Source organism: Microbacterium sp. C5A9 (genome assembly GCF_022627955.1).
In the GTDB taxonomy this organism is placed as follows: Bacteria; Actinomycetota; Actinomycetes; order Actinomycetales; family Microbacteriaceae; genus Microbacterium.
On record NZ_JABXGD010000001.1, the window covers coordinates 235,095 to 255,699 of the forward strand.

General features: G+C 70.4%; 21 protein-coding genes and 1 tRNA gene. 19 read left to right on the forward strand and 3 right to left on the reverse strand.

Features of this window, described 5'->3' with window-relative positions; translation table 11 throughout:
• The first annotated feature begins 145 nt into the window (after positions 1-145).
• The 15 genes from HWD99_RS01000 to HWD99_RS01070 all read left to right on the forward strand — a co-directional run bounded on the left by HWD99_RS01000 (position 146) and on the right by HWD99_RS01070 (position 13,985).
• Positions 146-394 (forward strand): hypothetical protein, encoded by a 249-nt coding sequence (locus HWD99_RS01000; RefSeq protein ID WP_241794377.1) that lies wholly within the window; start codon positions 146-148, stop codon positions 392-394.
• Positions 391-1,047 carry a transporter substrate-binding domain-containing protein gene (locus HWD99_RS01005; protein WP_241794378.1) on the forward strand — a complete coding sequence of 219 codons (657 nt, stop codon included), beginning with the start codon at positions 391-393 and terminating at the stop codon, positions 1,045-1,047. Before HWD99_RS01000 ends, HWD99_RS01005 begins: the two co-directional genes overlap by 4 nt.
• Before the next feature lie 5 nt (positions 1,048-1,052).
• Positions 1,053-1,976 (forward strand): amino acid ABC transporter permease, encoded by a 924-nt coding sequence (locus tag HWD99_RS01010; protein WP_241794379.1) that lies wholly within the window; start codon positions 1,053-1,055, stop codon positions 1,974-1,976.
• Entirely contained in the window at positions 1,973-2,740 is a 768-nt protein-coding gene (locus HWD99_RS01015; RefSeq protein WP_274617895.1) for an amino acid ABC transporter ATP-binding protein, read from the forward strand. The genes HWD99_RS01010 and HWD99_RS01015 overlap by 4 nt, the downstream gene beginning before the upstream one ends.
• 28 nt (positions 2,741-2,768) lie before the next feature.
• The gene (locus HWD99_RS01020) at positions 2,769-3,935 is read left to right on the forward strand and encodes an alpha-hydroxy acid oxidase (RefSeq protein ID WP_241794380.1); all 1,167 of its coding nucleotides are present in this window, start codon (positions 2,769-2,771) and stop codon (positions 3,933-3,935) included.
• Positions 3,932-6,001 (forward strand): sigma-70 family RNA polymerase sigma factor, encoded by a 2,070-nt coding sequence (locus HWD99_RS01025; RefSeq protein ID WP_241794381.1) that lies wholly within the window; start codon positions 3,932-3,934, stop codon positions 5,999-6,001. The genes HWD99_RS01020 and HWD99_RS01025 overlap by 4 nt, the downstream gene beginning before the upstream one ends.
• Before the next feature lie 49 nt (positions 6,002-6,050).
• Positions 6,051-7,373, forward strand: a complete 1,323-nt coding sequence (locus HWD99_RS01030; protein ID WP_241794382.1) for a SufS family cysteine desulfurase — start codon at positions 6,051-6,053, stop codon at positions 7,371-7,373.
• Entirely contained in the window at positions 7,370-7,804 is a 435-nt protein-coding gene (gene sufU / locus HWD99_RS01035; protein ID WP_241794383.1) for a Fe-S cluster assembly sulfur transfer protein SufU, read from the forward strand. Before HWD99_RS01030 ends, sufU begins: the two co-directional genes overlap by 4 nt.
• Before the next feature lie 4 nt (positions 7,805-7,808).
• Positions 7,809-8,819, forward strand: a complete 1,011-nt coding sequence (locus HWD99_RS01040; protein ID WP_241794384.1) for an N-acetyltransferase — start codon at positions 7,809-7,811, stop codon at positions 8,817-8,819.
• A 27-nt stretch (positions 8,820-8,846) separates the two neighbouring features.
• Positions 8,847-9,488, forward strand: coding sequence for an NADPH-dependent F420 reductase (locus tag HWD99_RS01045; protein ID WP_241794385.1), 642 nt, complete (start codon positions 8,847-8,849; stop codon positions 9,486-9,488).
• 70 nt (positions 9,489-9,558) lie between these two features.
• Positions 9,559-10,218, forward strand: a complete 660-nt coding sequence (locus tag HWD99_RS01050) for a GntR family transcriptional regulator (protein WP_241794386.1) — start codon at positions 9,559-9,561, stop codon at positions 10,216-10,218.
• A gap of 121 nt (positions 10,219-10,339) precedes the next feature.
• Positions 10,340-10,549 carry a heavy-metal-associated domain-containing protein gene (locus HWD99_RS01055; RefSeq protein WP_241794387.1) on the forward strand — a complete coding sequence of 70 codons (210 nt, stop codon included), beginning with the start codon at positions 10,340-10,342 and terminating at the stop codon, positions 10,547-10,549.
• Positions 10,550-10,557: 8 nt separating this feature from the next.
• Complete coding sequence (locus tag HWD99_RS01060; protein ID WP_241794388.1) at positions 10,558-12,792, forward strand: cation-translocating P-type ATPase; 2,235 nt, start codon at positions 10,558-10,560, stop codon at positions 12,790-12,792.
• A gap of 73 nt (positions 12,793-12,865) precedes the next feature.
• Positions 12,866-13,111, forward strand: coding sequence for a hypothetical protein (locus tag HWD99_RS01065; protein ID WP_241794389.1), 246 nt, complete (start codon positions 12,866-12,868; stop codon positions 13,109-13,111).
• A 10-nt stretch (positions 13,112-13,121) separates the two neighbouring features.
• The gene (locus HWD99_RS01070; RefSeq protein WP_241794390.1) at positions 13,122-13,985 is read left to right on the forward strand and encodes a hypothetical protein; all 864 of its coding nucleotides are present in this window, start codon (positions 13,122-13,124) and stop codon (positions 13,983-13,985) included.
• A 30-nt stretch (positions 13,986-14,015) separates the two neighbouring features.
• Here the strand turns inward: HWD99_RS01070 and HWD99_RS01075 are convergent, their stop codons facing one another.
• Positions 14,016-14,855 carry an SDR family oxidoreductase gene (locus tag HWD99_RS01075; protein ID WP_241794391.1) on the reverse strand — a complete coding sequence of 280 codons (840 nt, stop codon included), beginning with the start codon at positions 14,853-14,855 and terminating at the stop codon, positions 14,016-14,018.
• Positions 14,856-14,979: 124 nt separating this feature from the next.
• Here HWD99_RS01075 and HWD99_RS01080 point away from each other — a divergent pair, with 124 nt between their 5' ends.
• Entirely contained in the window at positions 14,980-15,558 is a 579-nt protein-coding gene (locus HWD99_RS01080; RefSeq protein ID WP_241794392.1) for an asparagine synthase, read from the forward strand.
• A gap of 66 nt (positions 15,559-15,624) precedes the next feature.
• Positions 15,625-15,697: transfer RNA gene (locus tag HWD99_RS01085), tRNA-Arg, on the forward strand.
• 78 nt (positions 15,698-15,775) lie between these two features.
• Here HWD99_RS01085 and HWD99_RS01090 read toward each other — a convergent pair.
• Positions 15,776-16,708: a LysR family transcriptional regulator gene (locus tag HWD99_RS01090; RefSeq protein ID WP_194762796.1), complete on the reverse strand. Its 933-nt coding sequence runs from the start codon at positions 16,706-16,708 to the stop codon at positions 15,776-15,778.
• 71 nt (positions 16,709-16,779) lie between these two features.
• Here HWD99_RS01090 and HWD99_RS01095 point away from each other — a divergent pair, with 71 nt between their 5' ends.
• On the forward strand, positions 16,780-18,510 hold the full coding sequence (locus tag HWD99_RS01095; protein WP_241794393.1) for an L-aspartate oxidase: 1,731 nt from the start codon (positions 16,780-16,782) through the stop codon (positions 18,508-18,510).
• Between the two features lie 142 nt (positions 18,511-18,652).
• Here the strand turns inward: HWD99_RS01095 and HWD99_RS01100 are convergent, their stop codons facing one another.
• A complete protein-coding gene (locus HWD99_RS01100) occupies positions 18,653-18,964 on the reverse strand; it encodes a hypothetical protein (RefSeq protein ID WP_241794394.1) in 312 nt (103 codons plus the stop codon).
• A 132-nt stretch (positions 18,965-19,096) separates the two neighbouring features.
• Between HWD99_RS01100 and HWD99_RS01105 the strand changes: the two genes are divergently transcribed.
• Positions 19,097-20,593, forward strand: coding sequence for an L-serine ammonia-lyase, iron-sulfur-dependent, subunit alpha (locus tag HWD99_RS01105; RefSeq protein WP_241794395.1), 1,497 nt, complete (start codon positions 19,097-19,099; stop codon positions 20,591-20,593).
• Positions 20,594-20,605: the final 12 nt, after the last annotated feature.

Sequence of the window (20,605 nt, forward strand, 5' to 3'; positions counted from 1 at the left end):
CCAGAGGAATCTACATATCGGTTATATCGGTGTCTCGCGAGACTGGGAAGACGAGGGCGACGAGGCACCTCGTGGGAATCGGATCGTCGTTCTCGCACGTCACCCAGATGGATTCCGGGTACCGCCGCCTCGACAGGACACCCACATGAACAGTTCACCGTACCTCCCGCTGCGCAGATCGATACCGATCGCCGCAGCCGTCGTCCTCCTCCTCACCGGATGCTCCACCTCGACGGGCGGCGCTCCGGCCGCACCGGACGAACCGACCATGGACCCCGTCCCCGAGGCGATCGCTCTCCTCCCCGACGAGCTGCAGCAGGGCGGCACCCTGCGCGTGGCCATCCCCACCAACGAGCCGCCCACGCAGTTCTACCGCGAGGGACACAGGACATGACGGGGATCAATCCCGACATCGCGCGACTCCTCGCCGGAGCCCTGGGGCTGGACCTCGACATCGAGGTCACCACCTTCGACACGATCATCCCGGGCATGAGCGCCGGTCGATACGACCTGACGGTCTCGTCGATGACGCCGACCGAGGAGCGCATGGAACAGCTCGACTTCGTCGACTACGTGCAGATGGGCAGCGCACTCGCCGTGCCGGCCGGAAACCCTCAGCAGATCGACTTCGATGCTCTCTGCGGTACGCGGGTCGCGGTTCTCAAGGGCTCCTACCAGCTGACGGTGAACGTGCCCGGCCTCGACGACGCATGCCTCGCTGCCGGGGAGGAGCCGCTGAACGTGCTGCAGTTCCAGGACACACGTCAGGCCATCTCCGCCCTCCTCAGCGATCGGGCCGATGCGGTCTACGCGGATTCGCCGATCCTCGGCTACGCGGTCGCGCAGGACTCGAAGCTCGAGGTCGGCGACGAGAACGACTTCGCTCCCGTCGCTGTCGGCATCCCGCATGAGGCGGGGACGCTCGAGGCCGTCGCGGCCGCGCTCGAGGCCGTGATCGACTCGCCGGAGTACGCGGACATGCTCGCCGACTACGGGCTCGAGTCGATGGCTATCACCGAAGCCCGCGTCAACGTCCCCCAGGGATGATCGGCATGGATCCCGCAGAGACGGCCCCGGGCAGCGTCACGGGACTCCAGCAGACGCTCACCTCGCTCCAGGTGCAGAAGCGCCGCCGTGTCGGCACCCTGGTCGGCGGCGTGGTGCTCAGCCTGCTCGTGGCGTTCTTCCTGATCGACGTCGCGACGAACCCGCGATTCGGCTGGCCGGTCGTCGGCTCCTACCTGTTCGACCCGCAGGTCCTGCAGGGCATGCTGCTCACCCTGGTGCTCACGGTCGTCTCGATGACGGCCGGCATCATCCTGGGCGTGGTCCTCGCGATCATGCGCGTCTCGGGCAATCCGGTGTTCGCCGCGGTGAGCGGGGCGTACGTGTGGTTCTTCCGCGGCACCCCTCTGCTGGTGCAGCTCATCTTCTGGTACAACATCGCCGCGCTCTACCCCGTGATCGCCCTCGGCCTTCCGTTCGGCGGCCCGAGCATCGTGCTCGGTTCGGCGAACGTCCTGGTCACTCCGCTCGGGGCGGCCCTTCTCGGACTCTCGCTGAACGAGGCGGCCTACATGGCCGAGATCATCCGCAGCGGCATCTCCTCGGTCGACGAGGGGCAGCTCGACGCGGGACGAGCGCTCGGCATGACCCGATCGAAGCTGCTGCGCCGGGTGATCCTGCCGCAGGCGATGCGGGTGGTGATCCCGCCCACCGGCAACCAGGTCATCTCGATGCTCAAGGGCACCTCCCTGGTCAGTGTGCTGGCGATCTCCGACCTGCTCTACGCGGTGCAGTCGATCTACTCGCTCAACTACGAGGTCATCCCGCTGCTCCTGGTGGCGTGCATCTGGTACCTCGTGCTCACCACCGTGCTCAGCGTCGTGCAGTCGCGCCTCGAGGAGCGCTACGGACGCGGTTTCGCTCCTCGGCGTTCCCGACCCGCGAAGCGAACGAAGGAGGCTGTCGCATGACCGCGAACATGGTCGAGATCCGCGGGGTGCAGAAGTCCTTCGGGCACACCCCGGTGCTCACCGACGTGTCGCTCGTGATCCCGACAGGGAGCGTGACCTGTCTGATCGGGCCGAGCGGATCGGGGAAGACGACGCTCCTGCGCTGCGTGAACCGTCTGGAGACGGTCGACGCGGGGATCATCCTCGTCGACGGCGAGCTCGTCGGGGCGACACGGCACCGCGGCCGTCTGATCGAGGCCAAGGAGTCGGCGATCGCCAAGACGAGGCGCCACACGGGCATGGTCTTCCAGCGGTTCAATCTGTTCCCGCATCGCACGGCGCTGGAGAACGTGACCGAGGGGCCGACGCAGGTGCTCGGACGGTCGCGAGCCGAGGTGGCGGGGGAGGCCATGGTGCTCCTCGAACGCGTCGGCCTCGCCGACAAGGCGTCCGCGTACCCGCAGGAGCTCTCCGGAGGACAGCAGCAGCGCATCGCGATCGCGCGTGCTCTCGCGATGAAGCCGAAGCTCATGCTGTTCGACGAGCCCACCTCGGCTCTGGACCCCGAACTCGTCGGGGAGGTCCTCGCCGTGATGAAGGATCTCGCTCTCGAGGGCATGACGATGATGGTCGTCACGCACGAGCTGGGCTTCGCGAGAGAGGTCAGCGATCAGGTCGTGTTCATGGCCGGCGGCGTGGTCGTCGAGAGCGGACCGCCCGGCGAGGTGCTCACCCGCCCCCGACACGACCGCACGCAGGCGTTCCTCGCCCGGATCCTGCACTGAATCCCCACACACCACAGGAGAGTGCGTCATGCGCGACATCCACAGCATCGATGACCTCCGCCGCCGCGCGAAGAGGCGCCTGCCGGCGATGGTCTACGACTTCATCGAAGGAGGGGCTCTGGACGAGCTCACCCTTCGCCGCAACCGCGAGGCGCTCGAGGCCCAGCTGCTCCCCCAGCGGGTCCTCGTCGACACCTCGCAGCGCCACGCGACGGCGAGCATACTCGGAACCCGACTCGACCTTCCCCTGGTCGTCTCCCCGATGGGGCTCCTGACGGTGTGCCACCCCGACGCCGACGTGGCCATCGCGCGGGCAGCCGCGACCGCCGGGAGCGTGTTCACCCACAGCCCGTGGTCCGGCTGCTCGCTCGAGGAGGTGACAGACGCGGCCCCGGGTCGCGTCTGGGCGCAGATCGCCTTCTGGAACGACGCGTCGGAGACCGAGCGCCACATCGACCGCGCCGCCGCACTGGGCATCGACACGCTGGTCGTGGCGGGGGACGTCGCGGTGTCGAGCAAACGCGACCGCGATCTGCGCCACGGCACCGGCATGCCGCCGAACCCGCCCCTGCGCGACGTGATCGACACCGCGCTGCACCCCGGATGGGTGCTGCGCTGGCTGCTCGGACGGCGCATCACCTGGGGCTCCTACCGCATCGACGGGCGCCCCATCCGCATGGGCGAGATGGATGCGTGGATGGACCGGAACTCGAACCAGGCGGCGACCTGGGGCGACGTCGCGCGTCTGCGCAGTCGGTGGAAGGGCAACCTCGTCATCAAGGGGGTGATGACCCAGGCGGATGCACGGCTCGCCGTCGAGCACGGGGCCGACGGCGTGTTCGTGTCGAATCACGGAGGTCGCCAGTTCGACGGCCAGCTCGCGACGATCGAGGCTCTGCCGTCGGTCGTGGATGCGGTCGACGGGCGTGCCGCCGTGATCATGGACGGCGGCATCCGTCGGGGGAGCGACATCGCGAAGGCGCTGTCGCTGGGGGCCGACGTGGTGGCGGCAGGTCGCCCCTTCGCGCTGGGTCTCGCGGCCGGTGCGCAGCCAGGCGTCGAGAAGGCCTTCGAGCTGCTCCGTGACGAGCTGCTCACGGTCATGGGCTTCCTCGGCGTGGTCCGCATCGACGGTCTCCCCGACTCGCTGTGCGCATCGCACGACGCCAGAGAGGGCATCGAGGTGGCTCCGTGAGTCGACCGCTCTTCCGTCCCTGGCATGTCGATGCGGAACTCAGCGATCACGATCTGGTCGAGGCGACGCGCGCGGGTGACAGCAACGCCTACGGGGTGCTCTGGGACCGGCACTCGCCGGCCGCGCTCCGCGCGGCGCGCGCCATCACGAGCTCGATCGATCCGGAGGATCTCGTCAGCGAGGCCTTCGCCAAGACCTTCAGCGCGATCAAGAACGGCGGAGGCCCGACCGATGCCTTCCGGCCGTATCTGTTCGCCGCGGTCCGCAGCGCTGCGGCCACTTGGGGCGGCAGGCAGAAGGACGTCGCCTTCGAGCACATCGACGAGCTGCCGGTCGACGAGACCGACGACTCTCTCGACCTCCTCTCGGACAAGGCGCTGCTGAAGACCGCGTTCCACGACCTCCCCGAACGATGGCGCACGCTGCTGTGGTACCTCGAGGTCGAGGGCATGAAGCCTCGAGAGATCGCACCGCTGATGGGACTCAGCCCGAATGCGGTGTCCGCCCTCGCCGCCCGCGCGCGAGAGGGGTTCAAGACGGCGTGGCTGCAGGCTCACATCGCCGACCCCGAGCGGGACGCCGAATGCCGGTGGGTGTGCGAGCGGCTCATCGCGCAGGGTCGGCGACGTCACATCGCCCGTGCCGACAGGGCGCGCTTCGACGCCCACCTCGAGACGTGTCATCGCTGCGCCATCGCGGGTGCGGAGATCGCCGAGGCCTCATCGAAACTGCGCGCGCTGCTGCTGCCGATGATCATCGGAGCACCGGCCGCGGCACTCTACTCGGCAGGGGCGCCCGCTCCCGCCTCCGCCGGGGTCACGAGCGGTGCGGCGACGCCCGCCGGACCGCTGCTCGTCGCGGCCGGTGCGATCGTCGTGGTGGGTGTGGGCGCCGTGGCGTTGACCGCGCAGTTCCTCTCCGCCGGTGGGCCGGAATCCGGCGCGGGTGCGCCGACCTCGGTGCTCGTCGAGTCGCCGAGTCCGATCGTTCCCTCCGGTTCCGGCGACGGGGATGCGGCGGCGCCGGCGCCGTTCCTCTCGCCGCTGGTTCCGGCTCCGGATGCGTCATCGGTTCCCGTGCCTCACTCCGACATCGTGCCGGGGGCCGAGGTCGATGACGAGCCCGACGGCGACGCCCCGGAGCGGTCGTCGACCCGGGTCGACGCCACGAGACCCGTCGACTCTGCGCCGATCGCGCTGCCGACGCCGCGGACGATCCTTCCGGCGGGTCCCGACTCACCCTCTGAGCCCACGGAGGGGCCGACTCCGGCGCCGACAGCACCTCCGCTGATCGAGCCGTCCGCGCCGCCCGTCCCGCGCCCGACGCTCGAGCCGACTCCGGGTCCGACCGCCGAGCCGACGCCGCGCCCGACGGTCGAGCCGACGCCGCGCCCGACGGTAGAGCCGACGCCGCGCCCGACGGTAGAGCCGACGCCCACCCCGGGCCCGACGGTCGAGCCGACGCCGGGCCCGACGGTCGAGCCGACGCCGACCGGCGGGCCAAGGGAGCGCCCCCTGACGATCGCGTGGGTGGTCCCGCCGCACGTGACGATCGCGCCGGACGTCACCGGCTCCGGGACACCCGGAGCAGAGGTGGTGATCGTCGACGAGGGCGGAGTCCCGGTGGGCTCGGCAGTGATCGCCGACGACGGGTCGTTCGCCGTCGCGATCGATCCCGCATCCCTGCACCAGGGCATGACGATCACGGCCCGACAGACGTCTCCGATCACGGGGGAGGAGACGCGGAGCGACCCGGTCGGTCCGGTCGTCTTCGACCTCCCCGCGGTGCTCGGTGCGGGCGGGGTCCGCGTGGTGGAACGGATCGACCTCGATCTCGACGGCAGGAGCGACGACGTGGAGCTCACTGTTCTCGGGCTCGCGGGGACGTCCGTGCTCGTGTCCGTCGACGATCGTCCGCTGCCCGAGGCGGTCCTCGTGAGCGGATGGCGGCGGGAAAGCCTGCTCGACGTGCATCCCGGCCTGCACCGCATCACGCTGCGCTACATCGATCCCGTGTCGGGCGACCTCGGACCCGAGGCGGTCGAGCACATCATCGTCCGCCCCTGACCGACGCGGATGCGACCCCGCCGGAGGCGCCAGATGAGAAGCTAGAAGGATGAGCACTGCGCCCGAAGCCGATGTCATCGCCCTGTCGAGCGGCCGTCCGCTGACGGAGGAGGAGGTGCAGGGGCTCCGCCGCGATTTCCCGATGCTTCAGGCGGAGGTGAACGGACACCCGCTCGCGTATCTCGATTCCGGAGCCACGTCGCAGCGTCCGCTCGCCGTTCTCGACGCCGAGCGGGAGTTCGCGACCACCCTCAACGCCGCCGTCCACCGCGGAGCCCACACGCTCGCCGCCGAGGCGACCGAGGTCTTCGAAGACGCCAGGGCGACGGTCGCGCGCTTCGTCGGCGCCGACGAGGGCGAGATCGTCTGGACATCGAACGCGACCGAGGCGCTGAACCTCATCGCCTATTCGATCTCGAACGCCTCGCTCGGCCGCGGCGGCTCCGCAGCAGAGCGCTTCCGGCTGCGCGAGGGCGACGAGATCGTCACGACCGAGATGGAGCACCACGCGAATCTCATCCCGTGGCAGGAGCTCGCCGCACGCACCGGCGCGACGCTGAAGGTGATCCCGCTCGACGACGACGGCGCCCTGCGTCTCGACGCCGCTGGCGACATCATCGGCGAGCGCACCAGGATCCTCGCCGTCACGCATGTCTCCAATGTCCTCGGCGTCATCAACCCCGTCGAGCAGCTCGTGGCGTCGGCGCACGCCGTCGGAGCGCTCGTCGTCCTCGACGCGTGCCAGTCGGCGCCGCACCTGCCGCTCGACGTGCGGGCCCTCGACGTCGACTTCGCCGTGATCTCCGGGCACAAGATGCTCGGCCCCACCGGCATCGGCGCCCTCTACGGCCGCCGGGAGCTGCTCGAGGCGATGCCGCCCTTCCTCACGGGCGGGTCCATGATCACGACGGTCACCACGACCGAGGCCGCGTACCTTCCGCCGCCGCAGCGCTTCGAGGCCGGCACGCAGCGCGTGTCGCAGGCGGTCGCGCTCGCCGCCGCGATCGACTACCTCTCGGCCGTCGGCCTCGCGCGCATCGCCGCTCATGAGGCCGAGCTCGGTCGTCGCCTCGTCGACGGGCTGACGGCGATCGACGGAGTCCGTGTGCTCGGCGCCGGCATCGCGCTGCCGCGCGTGGGCCTCGCGAGCTTCGATGTCGAGGGGATCCACTCCCACGACGTGGGCCAATTCCTCGACGACCTCGGCATCGCCGTGCGCGTCGGGCATCACTGCGCTCAGCCGCTGCATCGCCGACTCGGGGTCACCTCGTCGACGCGCGCGAGCACGTATCTCTACACGACCAGGGCCGAGGTGGATGCCGTGATCGACGGTGTCTCCGGAGCCATCGACTTCTTCCGGAGGGGCGCATGAGCGACCTGCAGGGCCTGTATCAGGAGCTGATCCTCGACCATTCGCGCACGCCGCACGGCTACGGCCTGCGGGGCGAGATCGCCGCGCAGTCGCATCAGGTCAACCCGACCTGCGGCGACGAGGTGACCCTGCAGGTGCATCGTGCGGGTGACGGTTCGATCGAGGCGATCGCCTGGGAAGGGCACGGCTGCGCGATCTCGCAGGCATCCGCGTCGCTCCTCGCCGAACTCGCCGAGGGGCTCACGGTCGACGACCTCGAGGTCCGGATCGCCGCATTCCGCGAGGCGATGCGGTCGAGGGGCAAGATCGAACCCGACGAGGAGCTGCTCGGCGACGTCGCGGCACTCGGCGGCGTCTCGCGCTACGTCGCGCGGGTCAAGTGCGCCATGCTCGCCTGGGTGGCGGTCGAGGACGCACTGCACAAGGCATGATGACATGCAGCTGACACCGGTCGACGGACACCGTTTCGACACGTGGCGCGAGCAGACCAGAGCGCGTCTCATCGCGCTGCGGCAGGAGTCGGGAATCCTCCGGGGTGAGGACGCGGTCGTCGACGCCGAGGCGTTCCTCGACCAGCTTCTGCCCGAGGGGCGCGACACCGAGACGTCGAGCATCGTCCGCATCATCGACCGCGGTCGCGAGATCGGCACGCTGTGGATGGTCGCGGCGGGCGGCATCCTGCACCTGGTGGACCTCGCCATCGACGACGTGCCCGAGCGGAGAGTGGCGGACGACCTGTTCCAGGCGATCACCACGATGGCCCGGCGCAACGGAGTCGAACGTCTGAGCATCTCGCTGCACTCGACGGACGCCGCCGGGCTGTCCTTCGTCGAGGGTCGCGGATTCCGCTGCGCCTCGATTCGGATGCTGCTCGAGCCGCTGCCGGATCGGCTGTCGTCGCCGCCGGGCGCCGTGTCGCAGGACTCGGCAGCGCAGGCGCGGGGTGGGAGCGTCGAGCTGCACCCGATGACGGGGGAGCGGTTCGAGACCTTCGCCGCGGCGTCCGAAGCGGCCTTCAGCGCCGATCTGGTCGCCTCAGGCCGGTACTCCGAGCACGATGCCCGCGTGGAATCGGCTCGGCAGATGGCGCTCGAGCTGCCGGACGGTCTCGACTCGGCCGGACAGGAGCTGTTCACGGCGCAGGTCGACGGCGCCGAGGTGGGAGTGCTCTGGATCGGCATGCGGGTGCGCGACGGGCGTCCCCACGCGTTCATCCTCGACATCGAGGTGGCCGACGGGCACAGACGCCGCGGCTACGGACGCGGCATCATGCTCGCAGCCGAGGAGGAGGCCCGCAGACTCGGTGCCGACTCGATCGGACTGCACGTGTTCGGCTTCAACGAGCAGGCGATCCGGCTCTACGAGGGGCTCGGGTACCGGAGGGTCGAGGAGCGATTCCTCCTCGACATCGACGGGGACGACATCGGCGGTCATCCCCGGGAATAGTCGCGCGCCGGCGGTGTTGGCCCCGACATGACCACTCTCGGAATCATCGGTGCAGGACACATCGGCAGCCAGGTCGCGCGCGTCGCGGTGGCGAACGGATACGACGTCGTGATCGCGAACTCCCGCGGTCCCGAGACCCTCGCGGACCTGGTGTCCGAGCTGGGGTCGCGGGCGAGGGCGGCGACCGCGGCGGAAGCCGCCGAGGCGGGCGACGCCGTGGTCGTCACGGTGCCCCTCGGCAGGATCGGCGAGCTGCCCGTCGAGCCGCTCGCCGGCAAGATCGTGCTCGACACGAACAACTACTACTTCGAGCGCGACGGCCACATCGAGGCCCTCGACAAGGGTGAGACCACGACCTCGGAGCTGCTGCAGGAGCAGTTGCCGACCTCGCGCATCGCCAAGGCGTTCAACCACATCTTCGCGGCCGACATCACGACCGACGGCGCACCCGCAGGGACCCCGAACCGTCGCGCCCTCGCGACGGCCGGAGACGACCCCGAGGCGGTCGCCTTCGTCACGCGCTTCTACGACGAAGCCGGCTTCGACACCGTCAACGTCGGTCCGCTGAGCGAGTCGTGGCGTGTCGAGCGCGGCCGCCCCGCATACGTGGTGCGTCAGAACGCGGAGGAGCTCGAGGCGAATCTCGCGCTCGCGAACCGTCTGCCCTGACGCCGAAACGGGATACGGGATACGGGATACCAAACTTGTCCCCCCGATCCGCGAGTGAGAGAATCCCGGTATGGCGGATGTGGGGGCTGCCGGCGAACTCGAGTCGGTGCGGGTGACGCGCATTCTGCGTGACGACATCATCCTGGGGCGCCGCGCGCCCGGATCGCGCCTGGTCGAACGGGACATCGCCGCGGAGCTCGAGGTCTCCCGGCTGCCCGTGCGCGAGGCCATCCGCGCTCTCGTCGGCGAGGGGATCGTGATCGCGCGACCCCGCACCTGGGCTGTGGTCCGCGAGTTCACTGCAAGAGACATCCAGGACTTCGGCGAGGTCCGCGAGGCGATCGAGACGCTGATCTTCGTGTTCGCCGCGCAGCGGCACTCCGACGAGGGGCTTGCGCGACTGCGGTCCGCCTACGAGCGGGAGGTCGTCGCCGCGGAGGCGGATGACGCAGAAGGTGCGCGGGTCGCCGCCGCGGAGTTCCATGAGATCGCGGCACGGCTCGCCGGCAACGAGATGCTCGGCGAGCTGATCGGCGTGTTCATCACTCGGCTCCGGTGGCTGTTCGGGCAGCACGACGACCTGCCTGCGATGGCGGATGAGCACCGGGTCATCCTCGAGGCCGTGGCCGCTCGCGACGTCGACGCCCTGCGCGTGTTGATCCCGCGTCATCTCGCCAGCGGACAGGCAGCGGCGGAGAGTCGACTGGCCGCACGGTCGTCGTCGCGCTGACGTCCCCCGTCTCGCTCGGGCCTCGGCGGATCCCCGGTGCGGGAATACCCCGAGGAGGGGTACAGTTATGCCTGATGGGATACCCCTGGGGGGTATGCAACCCGGATCGAGAGGACAGAGAATGACCACCACCACGTACGCCGTCACCGGAATGACCTGCGGACACTGCGAGGGCTCGGTGCGCAGTGAGGTCTCCAAGCTGCCCCACGTGACCGACCTCGCGGTCAGTGCCGCGTCCGGCACCCTGGTCATCACGTCGGACGCTCCGGTCGACGATGCCGCCGTGCTGGCCGCCGTCGACGAGGCCGGCTACAGCGCCGCGCGAGTCTGAGTCACGCCATGACCGACACCGCCGTCTCGTACGACCTCGACATCAGCGGCATGACCTGTGCGTCGTGCGCCGCGCGGATCGAGAAGCGACTCAACCGCATGGAAGGTGTGTCGGCGTCGGTCAACTATGCGACGGAGAAGGCCCACGTCGACGCCGGCGCGGGCGTCGCCGTCGACGACCTGATCGCCGAGGTCGTCCGCACCGGGTACTCCGCGGCGGTTCCCCGTGAGGATGCCCACGACATCGCCGACCCTGCCTACCGGCGGCTTCGGCTGCGCCTCATCATCGCCGCGGCTCTCGCGGTCCCGGTGATCGCGCTGTCGATGATCACGCCCCTGCAGTTCCCGGGCTGGCAGTGGGTCTCGCTCGTCCTCGCCACGCCCGTGGTCACCTGGGCCGCCTGGCCCTTCCATCGCGCAGCCGTGCTGAACGCGCGGCACCGCGCCGTCACCATGGACACGCTGATCTCGGTGGGGGTGACCGCCGCCTACCTCTGGTCTCTCTACGCCCTGTTCTTCGGCACGGCGGGGATGTGGGGGATGACGCATCCGTTCCGCTTCGCCATCGAGCGCGGCGACGGTCTGGGCAGCATCTATCTCGAGGTCGCGGCCGGCGTCACGATGTTCCTGCTGCTCGGTCGGTTCCTCGAGCAGCGATCCAAGCGGCGCGCCGGCGCCGCACTCCGCGCGCTGGGCGAACTGGGCGCGAAGGACGTCGCCGTCCTCCGCGACGGTGTGGAGGAGCGGATGCCTCTCGATCGGCTCCGGGTCGGAGACGCGTTCGTCGTGCGACCGGGAGAGAAGATCGCCACCGACGGCATCGTCCGCGATGGCACCTCCGCTCTCGACGCCTCCATGCTCACCGGGGAGTCCGTGCCCGTCGAGGTGCGGCCGGGCGACTCCGTGACGGGCGCCACCGTCAACGTGGGCGGACGCCTCGTGGTGACGGCGACGCGTGTCGGGGCCGACACCCAGCTCGCGCGCATGGCCCGTCTCGTCGAACAGGCGCAGTCGGGCAAGGCCGAGGCGCAGCGTCTCGCCGACCGGCTCTCGACCGTGTTCGTGCCCATCGTCTTCGCGATCGCGGCGCTGACGCTGGTCGTCTGGCTGGCGATCGGGGGAGGCGCGGCGGCCGCGTTCACCGCCGCCGTCGCCGTCCTCATCATCGCGTGCCCGTGCGCGCTCGGACTCGCGACGCCGATGGCGCTGCTCGTCGGCACCGGACGTGGTGCCCAGCTCGGGGTCCTGATCAAGGGGCCGGAGGTGCTCGAGTCGACCCGTCGCGTCGACACCATCGTGCTCGACAAGACCGGCACCGTCACGACCGGGCGGATGACGCTGCTCGAGGTCATCCCCGCGGCGGGTGAGGACTCCGACGACGTGCTGCGAGCGGCGGCAGCCCTCGAGGACGCATCGGAGCATCCCATCGCGCAGGCGATCGTGCGTGGTGCGCTCGAACGCGGCGGCGATCTGTCGACGGCCACCGACTTCCGGTCTTTCGGCGGACGCGGTGTCACCGGGGTCGTCGACGAGCGTGCGGTCGTCGTCGGGCGACCCACCTTCCTCGCCGACTGGGCTCTCACCCTCGACGACGAGCTCGCGACGGCGTTCGCGAACGCCGAAGACGATGCGCGCACCGCCGTCGTGGTGGCCTGGGACGGTCGGGTGCGAGGGGTGCTGGTGGTCGCCGATCAGGTCAAGCCCTCCAGCGCCGAGGCGATCGCCGCGCTGCGCGGCCTCGGTCTCGACCCCGTGCTGCTCACCGGCGACAACGCCCGCGCCGCCGAGAGGGTCGCCGACGGCATCGGCATCAGTCAGGTGCGTGCCGGGGTGCTCCCCGAGGGCAAGGTCGCGGAGATCGTGGCGCTGCAGCAGCGGGGGCGGGTCGTCGCGATGGTCGGCGACGGCGTCAACGATGCTGCGGCGCTCGCGCAGTCCGACCTCGGCATCGCGATGGGCACGGGCACCGACGCCGCGATCGAGGCATCCGATCTCACGCTGGTGCGCGGCGACCTGTGGGGCGCGGTCGACGCCATCCGCCTCGCGCGGCGCACACTGGGCGTGATCCGCGGCAACCTCTTCTGGGCGCTCGCCTACAACGTGGCGGCGATCCCGCTCGCCGCGCTCGGGCTGCTGAACCCGATGCTGGCGGGGGCCGCCATGGCGTTCTCCAGCGTGTTCGTGGTGCTGAACAGTCTGCGCCTGCGGCGATTCCGCTCGGCAGCACCCGTCGCCACGAGGTAGCAGGCGCTCTGGTCGAGGGTTATATTGACCCTACGGAATCGTTCCGGACGCACATCTTCATCTGGGGAGCGATATGCGGGGTGTCGCTGTGGTCTGCGGGGGGCTGCTGGTGATCGGCGGAGCGGTGCTCGTGGTGGTCGCTGACCAGCAGCGCGTCGATGCCCTGGGCGACGCACGCTCGGCTGTCGTCGAGGCGAGGGAGCAGCTCGATGCGGCGCGCGAGGTGAACCTCGTGCTGGCCGAGAAGCTCACGGAACTCCGCGCGCGCATCTCCGCACAGGATGCACAGCTCTCCGACGACACGGGGTTCCTGCAGTGAGGTCCGCTGCATGATCAGAAGGGTCGTGTCGGTCGCGGTCGTCGCCGCCGTGCTTCTCGCCGGCGGGGCCGTCAGTCGCGCGGCGGCACTCGACTCCGAGCGCGCGCAGGTGATCGCCGAGCTGCAGGCGCTCACGGAGTCCGCCCGCGCCACCCTCATGCGCACCGATCATCTCGAGGGGTCGATCTCGATCGCCGAGAGGGAGTCAGCCGAGCGAGCGGCCGTCCTCGAGGTGCGACCCGCGTTCCTCGCCGAGATCGTGGCCTTCGACGCCGCCATGACGGGGGCCGAGGGAACGGTCGACACGGCGGCCCATCGGGCGGCCGCGCTCTCGGCGCAGCAGACCGTGCTCGCCGAGCGCCGCGACCCGGCCGCCGTCGTGGCGGCGACCGCGACCGTGCACGCGCTGACCGATCGGATCGGCGACGAGGTCAGCGCCTGGCAGGCCGCGCAGTACGCGGCCCCCGCCGGGCCCGCGTGGACGTCGAGCGGACCAGACGGCTACGCCCGGGTCAGGGCCGCTCTCGATCGCGTCGGCGGGCAGGGCGTCGGGCTCTATGAATCCGCATCCTGCGCCGGGGGGACGGCCCCGGCGTGCGCCAACAGCAACGGCTACATCAAATACCGGTCCGACGTCACGGGGTGGAGCGCCGACCGTCTCGAATGGGCGATGGCGCACGAGCTCGCGCACATCTACCAGTTCCGGGTGTGGGGTGCCCTGACCTCGTCCGACGCCTACGGGGCGATGTTCGGCGGAGATCCCGAGCTCCTCGCGAACTGCATGGCCGTGGTCCGCGGCTTCCCGGGCTCGGTCGGCTGCGACGCCGCTCAGCAGCAGTGGGCGTCGGGAATCTGGGTCGGCGCCGTCGGGTGAGCGGACGCCCGGGCGTCGGGCGTCGCATCGTCAGTCGGCCGGAGTCGTCGTGTCCACGGCCTCCCGCAGGGGACGCCGCATCACCCGCCAGTAGCCGGTGGGCCAGAGGCGCGTCAGAACATCGACGAGTCGTGCCTGGCGTCCGACCATGGTCCGTGCGCGGCGTCGCTCGGTCGCCGCGACGATGATCGCCGCGGCATCCGCGGGCTCCGTGCGGTACATCGCCGCCTGTGCCGCCGCCGCGCGTGCGGCCACCGCGGGGTCGACCCCCGCGGCATAGCGCCCGTGCAGGATGATGCCGGTGCGCACCCCCGCCGGGTATACCGCGCCGACCGTCACCGAGGTGCCCTCGAGCTCGTGACGCAGCGCCTCGGAGAAGCCGCGGACCGCGAACTTGCTCAGCGAGTAGGGGATGCGACCTGCGGGCGCCGCCAGGGCGTACACGCTGGCGAGGTGGGTGATGTGCGCGGCCGGCGCGGTGCGCAGAGCCGGCAGCAGTGCTTTGGTGATCGACACCGTGCCCCAGAGGTTCACATCGGTCAGCCAGCGCATCTCCTCCATGGTCAGCTGGTCGAGTGTGCCGAGCATCGAGGATCCGGCACAGGTGATCAGCGCGTTGATGCGCGGATGCCGTCGGATGATCTCATCGGCCGCGGCGGCGACCGCGGAGTCGTCGCGCAGATCGACGACGTGCGTCGTCACGGTGGTGTCGCCCAGCGACGCGGCCACGGCGGACAGCGCCGTCGCATCGTGGTCGATCAGCGCGAGGTGCACTCCGCGTCGGGCGAGGAGGCGGGCGATGTCGGCGCCCATCCCGTGGGCTGCGCCGGTGATGACCGTCGTGTTCCCGGCCAGCGCGAGTCGCGCCATGGGCCCTCCTCCCTCGATGGGTCGCCGCGAGCCGAGTCCGTCCGGCGACTCGGGCCGATTGCGAAACATTCTGGCCCACAGCAACCGGGAGCGGAACGGGTACGCTCGATGCAAGGAGGTTGCGGTGGGACGAACTGCGGATGCCATCGCGGAAGGCGTCGCGATTGCGACCGCTGCCGCGCGCCTCGCCGTCAAGAATCACATCCTGATCGGCACGATCGCCGAGAACGGGATCTTCGACACGGACAAGTACATCGCCGATGCCCGCGAGGCGCTCCGGGCGATGGCCGAGGAGTCCGAAGAGGTCGAGCGCAATCTCGTCGCTCTGCGCAAGCGAGCACGTGGACGCCACTCCGACCCGTCGGGAACCCACGACTACCGCGATCGCGACGTGCGCAACCTCCGGCGTCGCGCCAAGCAGTCGCACGGCGTCGCCACGAAGCTGCGCGAGCTGATGGGCGACGACGCGGCGTTGCGCACCATCGTCGAGGAGGCCCGCGCGGGTGCCTGGGCCGATGTGCGGCACAACCTCGATCGTCGGCTCCGCGTCGAGGGGATGCGTCCCGACCAGGACCCCGATTACGACCGCATGCGCGAGGCGCGGATGCAGGCGCTGCGGCTCGTCGACCTGCAGGCCCTGTCGTCGCAGCAGCGCGCCAAGGCGAAGCGCAACGCGGCGAAAGAGGCGGACGAGGCCGACTGAGGCGCCGATTCGCATTCACGCTGAGACTGTTATAGGCTGTTCCACGGCCCGCTGAGCGGTCCAGGAGCGCCCGTAGCTCAATGGATAGAGCATCTGACTACGGATCAGAAGGTTAGGGGTTCGAGTCCCTTCGGGCGCACATCACCCGGAATCCCCGTCGCGAGAGCGGCGGGGATTTCTGCGTCTCCGGGGGCCCTGCGGGGAACGGCCGGCGCCCTCAGTCGAGAAGGCTCGTGATCGCCGGGTCGCGTCGCGCGTAGTCGGCGGCCGTGGTGAGGATCACGTCGCGCATCGCGGCGACGGCCACGGCCGGCGTCACGTCCGCGCGATGCGCGAGGCTCACGGTGCGCCGCATCATCGGATGCGTGAGGCGCACCGAGCGCAGCGCCGGCTGATCGAACAGCACCATCGCCGGGACGACCGCGACGCCGACTCCGCGTTCGACGAAGCGGAGCACGGCATCCATCTCCGCCCCCTCGAGGACATGGTTCGGCGTGATGCCCGCCGAGCGGAAGGCCGCATCGGTGGTGGCGCGCAGCTCGTAGGTCTCGTCGAGGGCGATCAGCGGAAGTGTGGCGAGGTGCTCGAGGCCGATCGCGGGTGTGATCGCGACGGGAGGCTGGGATGCCGCGGAGACCACGACCAGCTCCTCGGTGAGCAGCGGCATGCGCGTCAGGCTGAATCCCGACGGGGGCGGGCCTGTCGACTCGGTGATCAGGGCGATATCGACCGCGCCGACCGCGAGCTGGTCGACCAGCAGGCGCGACCCGCTCTCGTCCAGGTGCAGGTCGACGCCGGGGTGAGCGGCGTGGAAGGCGCTGATGGCCTCGGCGACGAGGCTGATGCACAGTGTCGGGGGAGCGCCGAGTCGCACGCGCCCGCGGCGGAGCCCGGCGAGCTCGCCCATCTCATCGCGGATCGCCTCTGCTTCGGCGAGCATGCGCTGGGCGCGGGGGAGCAGCGCCTCGCCGGCGGCGGTCAGTGCGATGTGGCCGCGCGCGCGGTGGAACAGCTCTGCACCGAGTTCGCGCTCGAGCGTCGAGATCTGCCGACTCAGCGACGGCTGCGCGAGGTGCAGCGACTCGGAGGCGCGGGTGAAGTGGCCGAGGCGGGCGACCTCGACGAACCCGCGGAGCTGCTCGAGGTTCATGCTTGCAGTCTATCGATTCCAGTAGAACTATGCATTGGAGTTATTAGGTGGCCCTAACTAGCGTCGAATCCATGAGTACTCGCGAACGTCAGATCTCCACCACGGTCCTCGTCATCGGGACCGGCGGATCCGGGCTGCGCGCGGCGATCGAGGTCGCCGAGCACGGCATCGACGTCCTCGCCGTCGGCAAACGCCCCCGACAGGATGCCCACACCTCCCTCGCCGCCGGCGGCATCAACGCCGCGCTCGGCACCATGGACGAGGGTGACAGCTGGCAGCAGCACGCCGCCGACACCATCAAGGAGAGCTACCTGCTCGCCAACCCGCACACCGTCGAGATCGTGACGCAGGGGGCCGAGCGCGGCATCCGCGACCTCGAGCGCTGGGGCATGGACTTCGCCCGGGAGGATGACGGTCGCATCTCGCAGCGGTTCTTCGGGGCGCACACCTTCCGTCGCACGGCCTTCGCCGGCGACTACACCGGACTCGAGATCCAGCGCACACTCGTGGCCAAGGCCGAGCAGCTCGAGGTGCCGATCCTCGACCACGTCTACATCACGCGCCTGCTCGTGCGCGACAACGTCGTGTTCGGCGCCTACGGCTTCGACCAGTCCGACGGCACGCGCTACCTGATCCATGCGGATGCCGTGATCCTCGCCGCCGGCGGACACAACCGCATCTGGCGCCGCACCTCGTCCCGCCGCGACGAGAACACCGGCGACTCGTTCCGTCTCGCGGTCGAGGCCGGGGCCCGTCTGCGCGACCCCGAACTCGTGCAGTTCCACCCCTCGGGCATCATCGAACCCGAGAACGCGGCGGGCACCCTCATCTCCGAGGCGGCGCGCGGCGAGGGCGGCATCCTGCGCAACGCGCTCGGCGAGCGGTTCATGTCGAAGTACGACCCCGAGCGCATGGAGCTGTCGACCCGCGACCGCGTCGCCCTCGCGGCGTACACCGAGATCGCCGAGGGGCGAGGCACCGAGAACGGCGGCGTCTGGCTCGACGTGTCGCACCTGCCGCGCGAGACGATCATGACCCGACTGCCCCGCGTCTACCAGACGATGATGGAGCTGCAGATGCTCGACATCACCACCGAGCCGATCGAGATCGCGCCCACCGCGCACTACTCGATGGGCGGCGTGTGGGTGCGTCCCGATGATCACCAGACCGACGTCGACGGGCTCTACGCCATCGGCGAGGCCTCGAGCGGGTTGCACGGAGCCAACCGTCTCGGCGGCAACTCGCTGATCGAACTGCTCGTCTACGGGCGCATCGTCGGCCAGGCGGCCATGGCGCACGCGGCCGGTCTCGACGCCCAGCGTCGCTCGGCGGATGCCGTGGCACAGGCCCGAGCCGAGATCGACGACCTGCTCGCCGCGGACGGTCGGGAGAACGTGCGGGCGCTGCAGCGCGCGATCCGCAACACCATGACGCAGCACGCCGGTGTCGTGCGGTCGGAGGAGGGACTCCGCGCGGGACTCGCGGACCTCGACATGATCGAGGGACGGATGGAGGACATCGGCATCCACCCCGACATCGCCGGCTTCCAGGACCTCGCCCACGCGTTCGACCTCAAGGCGTCGGCGCTCGCCGCTCGCGCCACGATCGAGGCGGCGCTGGAGCGTCGCGAGACGCGCGGATGCCACAACCGCAGCGACTACCCCGACACCGATCCCACGCTGCAGGTGAACCTCGTCTGGTCGCCCACGGGCGGTGTGACGCACGAGTCGATCCCCGAGATCCCCGCCGAGATCGCGGAACTCATGCGCGAGGTCGACACCGAGGGCAAGCTCGTCGAGTAGGCCCCGCCCGCGGTCGCCGAGCCTGTCGAGATCGCGTGCGATCCGACAGGCTCAGCGTCCCGGAAGGCCGCTCAGGGACCGAGTCTGCTCAGCGACCGGGTCTGTTCAGGGACCGGGCCGGCTCAGCGACCGGCAGACCGGCTCAGTCCTCGTCGTCCGGTCCGTCGATGACGCCGATCCCGACCGCCTCGTGGTCAGGCTCCGCCTCGTCGCGCGAGGGGGCCTTCGGCTCTTCCGAGGGCTCCTTCTCGGTGCTCGGCTCCTCGAGGTCCTCGGTGCTCGGGACCTCCGAGGGGTTCGCGTCCTCGAGCGACTCGGCCTGGTCCGGCGCCTGGGCGTCGTTGCCGGCATCAGTGAACTCCCCGGCATCGCCCGACGACGGGGTCGGGGTCGGCGTCTGGGCTTCCGCGTCGAGGTCGGCGGCGGGGTCCTGCTCGGGTGTGCTGTTCGTCATGACCGTCCCTTTCACTGGTGGGTTGTCACCAGCATCGCCGAGCAGGCCGCGTGCGCGAAGGGGCTTGACGGCGCCCCCGGATCCTCCGCGTCGCGATTCTCGACGTGCGCGGGAGAGACGTACGCTGGAGAGGTGACAGCGTACGTCTCGGCTTTCGACCTCTTCTCCATCGGAGTGGGGCCGTCGAGCTCCCATACGGTCGGGCCGATGCGGGCGGCGCTCGACTTCGCCCGTCGGCTGGGCGAGGCGGGCGCGCGTGATCCGGTCTCGCGCATCGGCTGCACGCTCTACGGGTCGCTGGGCGCCACCGGGATCGGACACGGGACGCCGGATGCCGTCGTCGCCGGCCTCCGCGGGCTCGCTCCCGAGACGTGCGACCCCGCCGACGTCCGCTCCGCGTGGACCGACCTGCGCGAGGGCTCGACACTGCGCATCGACGGAGGGCAGGAGATCCCCTTCGCGAAGGACGACATCGTGTTCGCACCGCGCACGCGGCTGCCGGGCCATCCGAACGCCATGACCATCACCGCCTGGGACGCCGACAGCGGCATCGTCGCGGAGGAGACCTACTACTCGGTCGGCGGCGGGTTCATCCGACGTGAGGGCGAGGATGCCAGGCTCGAAACGGCGCCGCTTCCCCATTCCTACGCCGACGCGGCATCGCTGCTCGCCCTGTGCGACGAGCACGGGCTGTCGATCGCCGAGCTCGCGCGCCGGAACGAGACCGCGATGCGCCCCGAGGAGGAGGTCGCGGCCGGGCTCGATGCGATCTGGGACGCGATGGCGGGCTGCGTCGACGCCGGTCTGCACGCCGACGGTGTGCTGCCCGGCATGCTCAAGGTGAAGCGCCGCGCGAGCGCGATCCGCACCCAGCTGGAGGAGGCCGAGGCAGACGGCCATCGCGAGCTCCCGGGCGAGTGGCTCGGGGCGTTCGCCCTCGCGGTGAACGAGGAGAATGCCGCGGGCGGCCGAGTCGTTACCGCTCCGACGAACGGTGCGGCCGGCATCCTGCCCGCCGTCGCGATGTACTGGTGGCGATTCCTCGCCGACTCCGGGCTCGGGGCCGGCAACGCGGTCACCCCCTACGGGGAACTCGTCGGCAGCGCGCTGCTGGGCTTCGACGGAACCCGCGCGCTCGACCCGCTGCAGACGGATGCCGATGCCGAAGCGATCGCCGAGGCGAACCGGCGCCGAGGCATCCGCCGGTTCCTGCTCACCGCGACGGCCCTGGGCTCTCTGTTCAAGGCCAACGCCTCGATCTCGGGGGCGGAGGGCGGATGCCAGGCCGAGGTGGGCTCGGCGTGCGCGATGGCGGCCGGCGGACTCACGGCGGTGATGGGCGGCACGAACAGGCAGATCGAGAACGCCGCGGAGATCGCGATGGAGCATCATCTCGGTCTCACGTGCGATCCGATCGGCGGGCTCGTGCAGATCCCGTGCATCGAGCGCAACGCGATCGCGGCGTCGACGGCTGTCACGGCCACGCGGCTGGCTCTGCGTGGCGATGGAAGTCACTACGTCTCGCTGGACGCGGTCGTCGAGACCATGCGGCAGACCGGCATGGACATGTCGACGAAGTACAAGGAGACCAGCGAGGGCGGACTCGCGGTCAACGTCATCGAGTGCTGACCGGCGCCGAGC

Coding starts and splice junctions, on each gene's coding strand:
- HWD99_RS01095 (WP_241794393.1), top strand. CDS start 16,780: ATGAGTACTCGCGAACGTCAGATCTCCACCACGGTCCTCGTCATCGGG.
- HWD99_RS01065 (WP_241794389.1), top strand. CDS start 12,866: ATGCGGGGTGTCGCTGTGGTCTGCGGGGGGCTGCTGGTGATCGGCGGA.
- HWD99_RS01030 (WP_241794382.1), top strand. CDS start 6,051: ATGAGCACTGCGCCCGAAGCCGATGTCATCGCCCTGTCGAGCGGCCGT.
- HWD99_RS01005 (WP_241794378.1), top strand. CDS start 391: ATGACGGGGATCAATCCCGACATCGCGCGACTCCTCGCCGGAGCCCTG.
- HWD99_RS01100 (WP_241794394.1), bottom strand. CDS start 18,964: ATGACGAACAGCACACCCGAGCAGGACCCCGCCGCCGACCTCGACGCG.
- HWD99_RS01015 (WP_274617895.1), top strand. CDS start 1,973: ATGACCGCGAACATGGTCGAGATCCGCGGGGTGCAGAAGTCCTTCGGG.
- HWD99_RS01045 (WP_241794385.1), top strand. CDS start 8,847: ATGACCACTCTCGGAATCATCGGTGCAGGACACATCGGCAGCCAGGTC.
- HWD99_RS01020 (WP_241794380.1), top strand. CDS start 2,769: ATGCGCGACATCCACAGCATCGATGACCTCCGCCGCCGCGCGAAGAGG.
- HWD99_RS01060 (WP_241794388.1), top strand. CDS start 10,558: ATGACCGACACCGCCGTCTCGTACGACCTCGACATCAGCGGCATGACC.
- HWD99_RS01000 (WP_241794377.1), top strand. CDS start 146: ATGAACAGTTCACCGTACCTCCCGCTGCGCAGATCGATACCGATCGCC.
- HWD99_RS01010 (WP_241794379.1), top strand. CDS start 1,053: ATGGATCCCGCAGAGACGGCCCCGGGCAGCGTCACGGGACTCCAGCAG.
- HWD99_RS01070 (WP_241794390.1), top strand. CDS start 13,122: ATGATCAGAAGGGTCGTGTCGGTCGCGGTCGTCGCCGCCGTGCTTCTC.
- HWD99_RS01040 (WP_241794384.1), top strand. CDS start 7,809: ATGCAGCTGACACCGGTCGACGGACACCGTTTCGACACGTGGCGCGAG.
- HWD99_RS01050 (WP_241794386.1), top strand. CDS start 9,559: ATGGCGGATGTGGGGGCTGCCGGCGAACTCGAGTCGGTGCGGGTGACG.
- HWD99_RS01055 (WP_241794387.1), top strand. CDS start 10,340: ATGACCACCACCACGTACGCCGTCACCGGAATGACCTGCGGACACTGC.
- HWD99_RS01090 (WP_194762796.1), bottom strand. CDS start 16,708: ATGAACCTCGAGCAGCTCCGCGGGTTCGTCGAGGTCGCCCGCCTCGGC.
- sufU (WP_241794383.1), top strand. CDS start 7,370: ATGAGCGACCTGCAGGGCCTGTATCAGGAGCTGATCCTCGACCATTCG.
- HWD99_RS01075 (WP_241794391.1), bottom strand. CDS start 14,855: ATGGCGCGACTCGCGCTGGCCGGGAACACGACGGTCATCACCGGCGCA.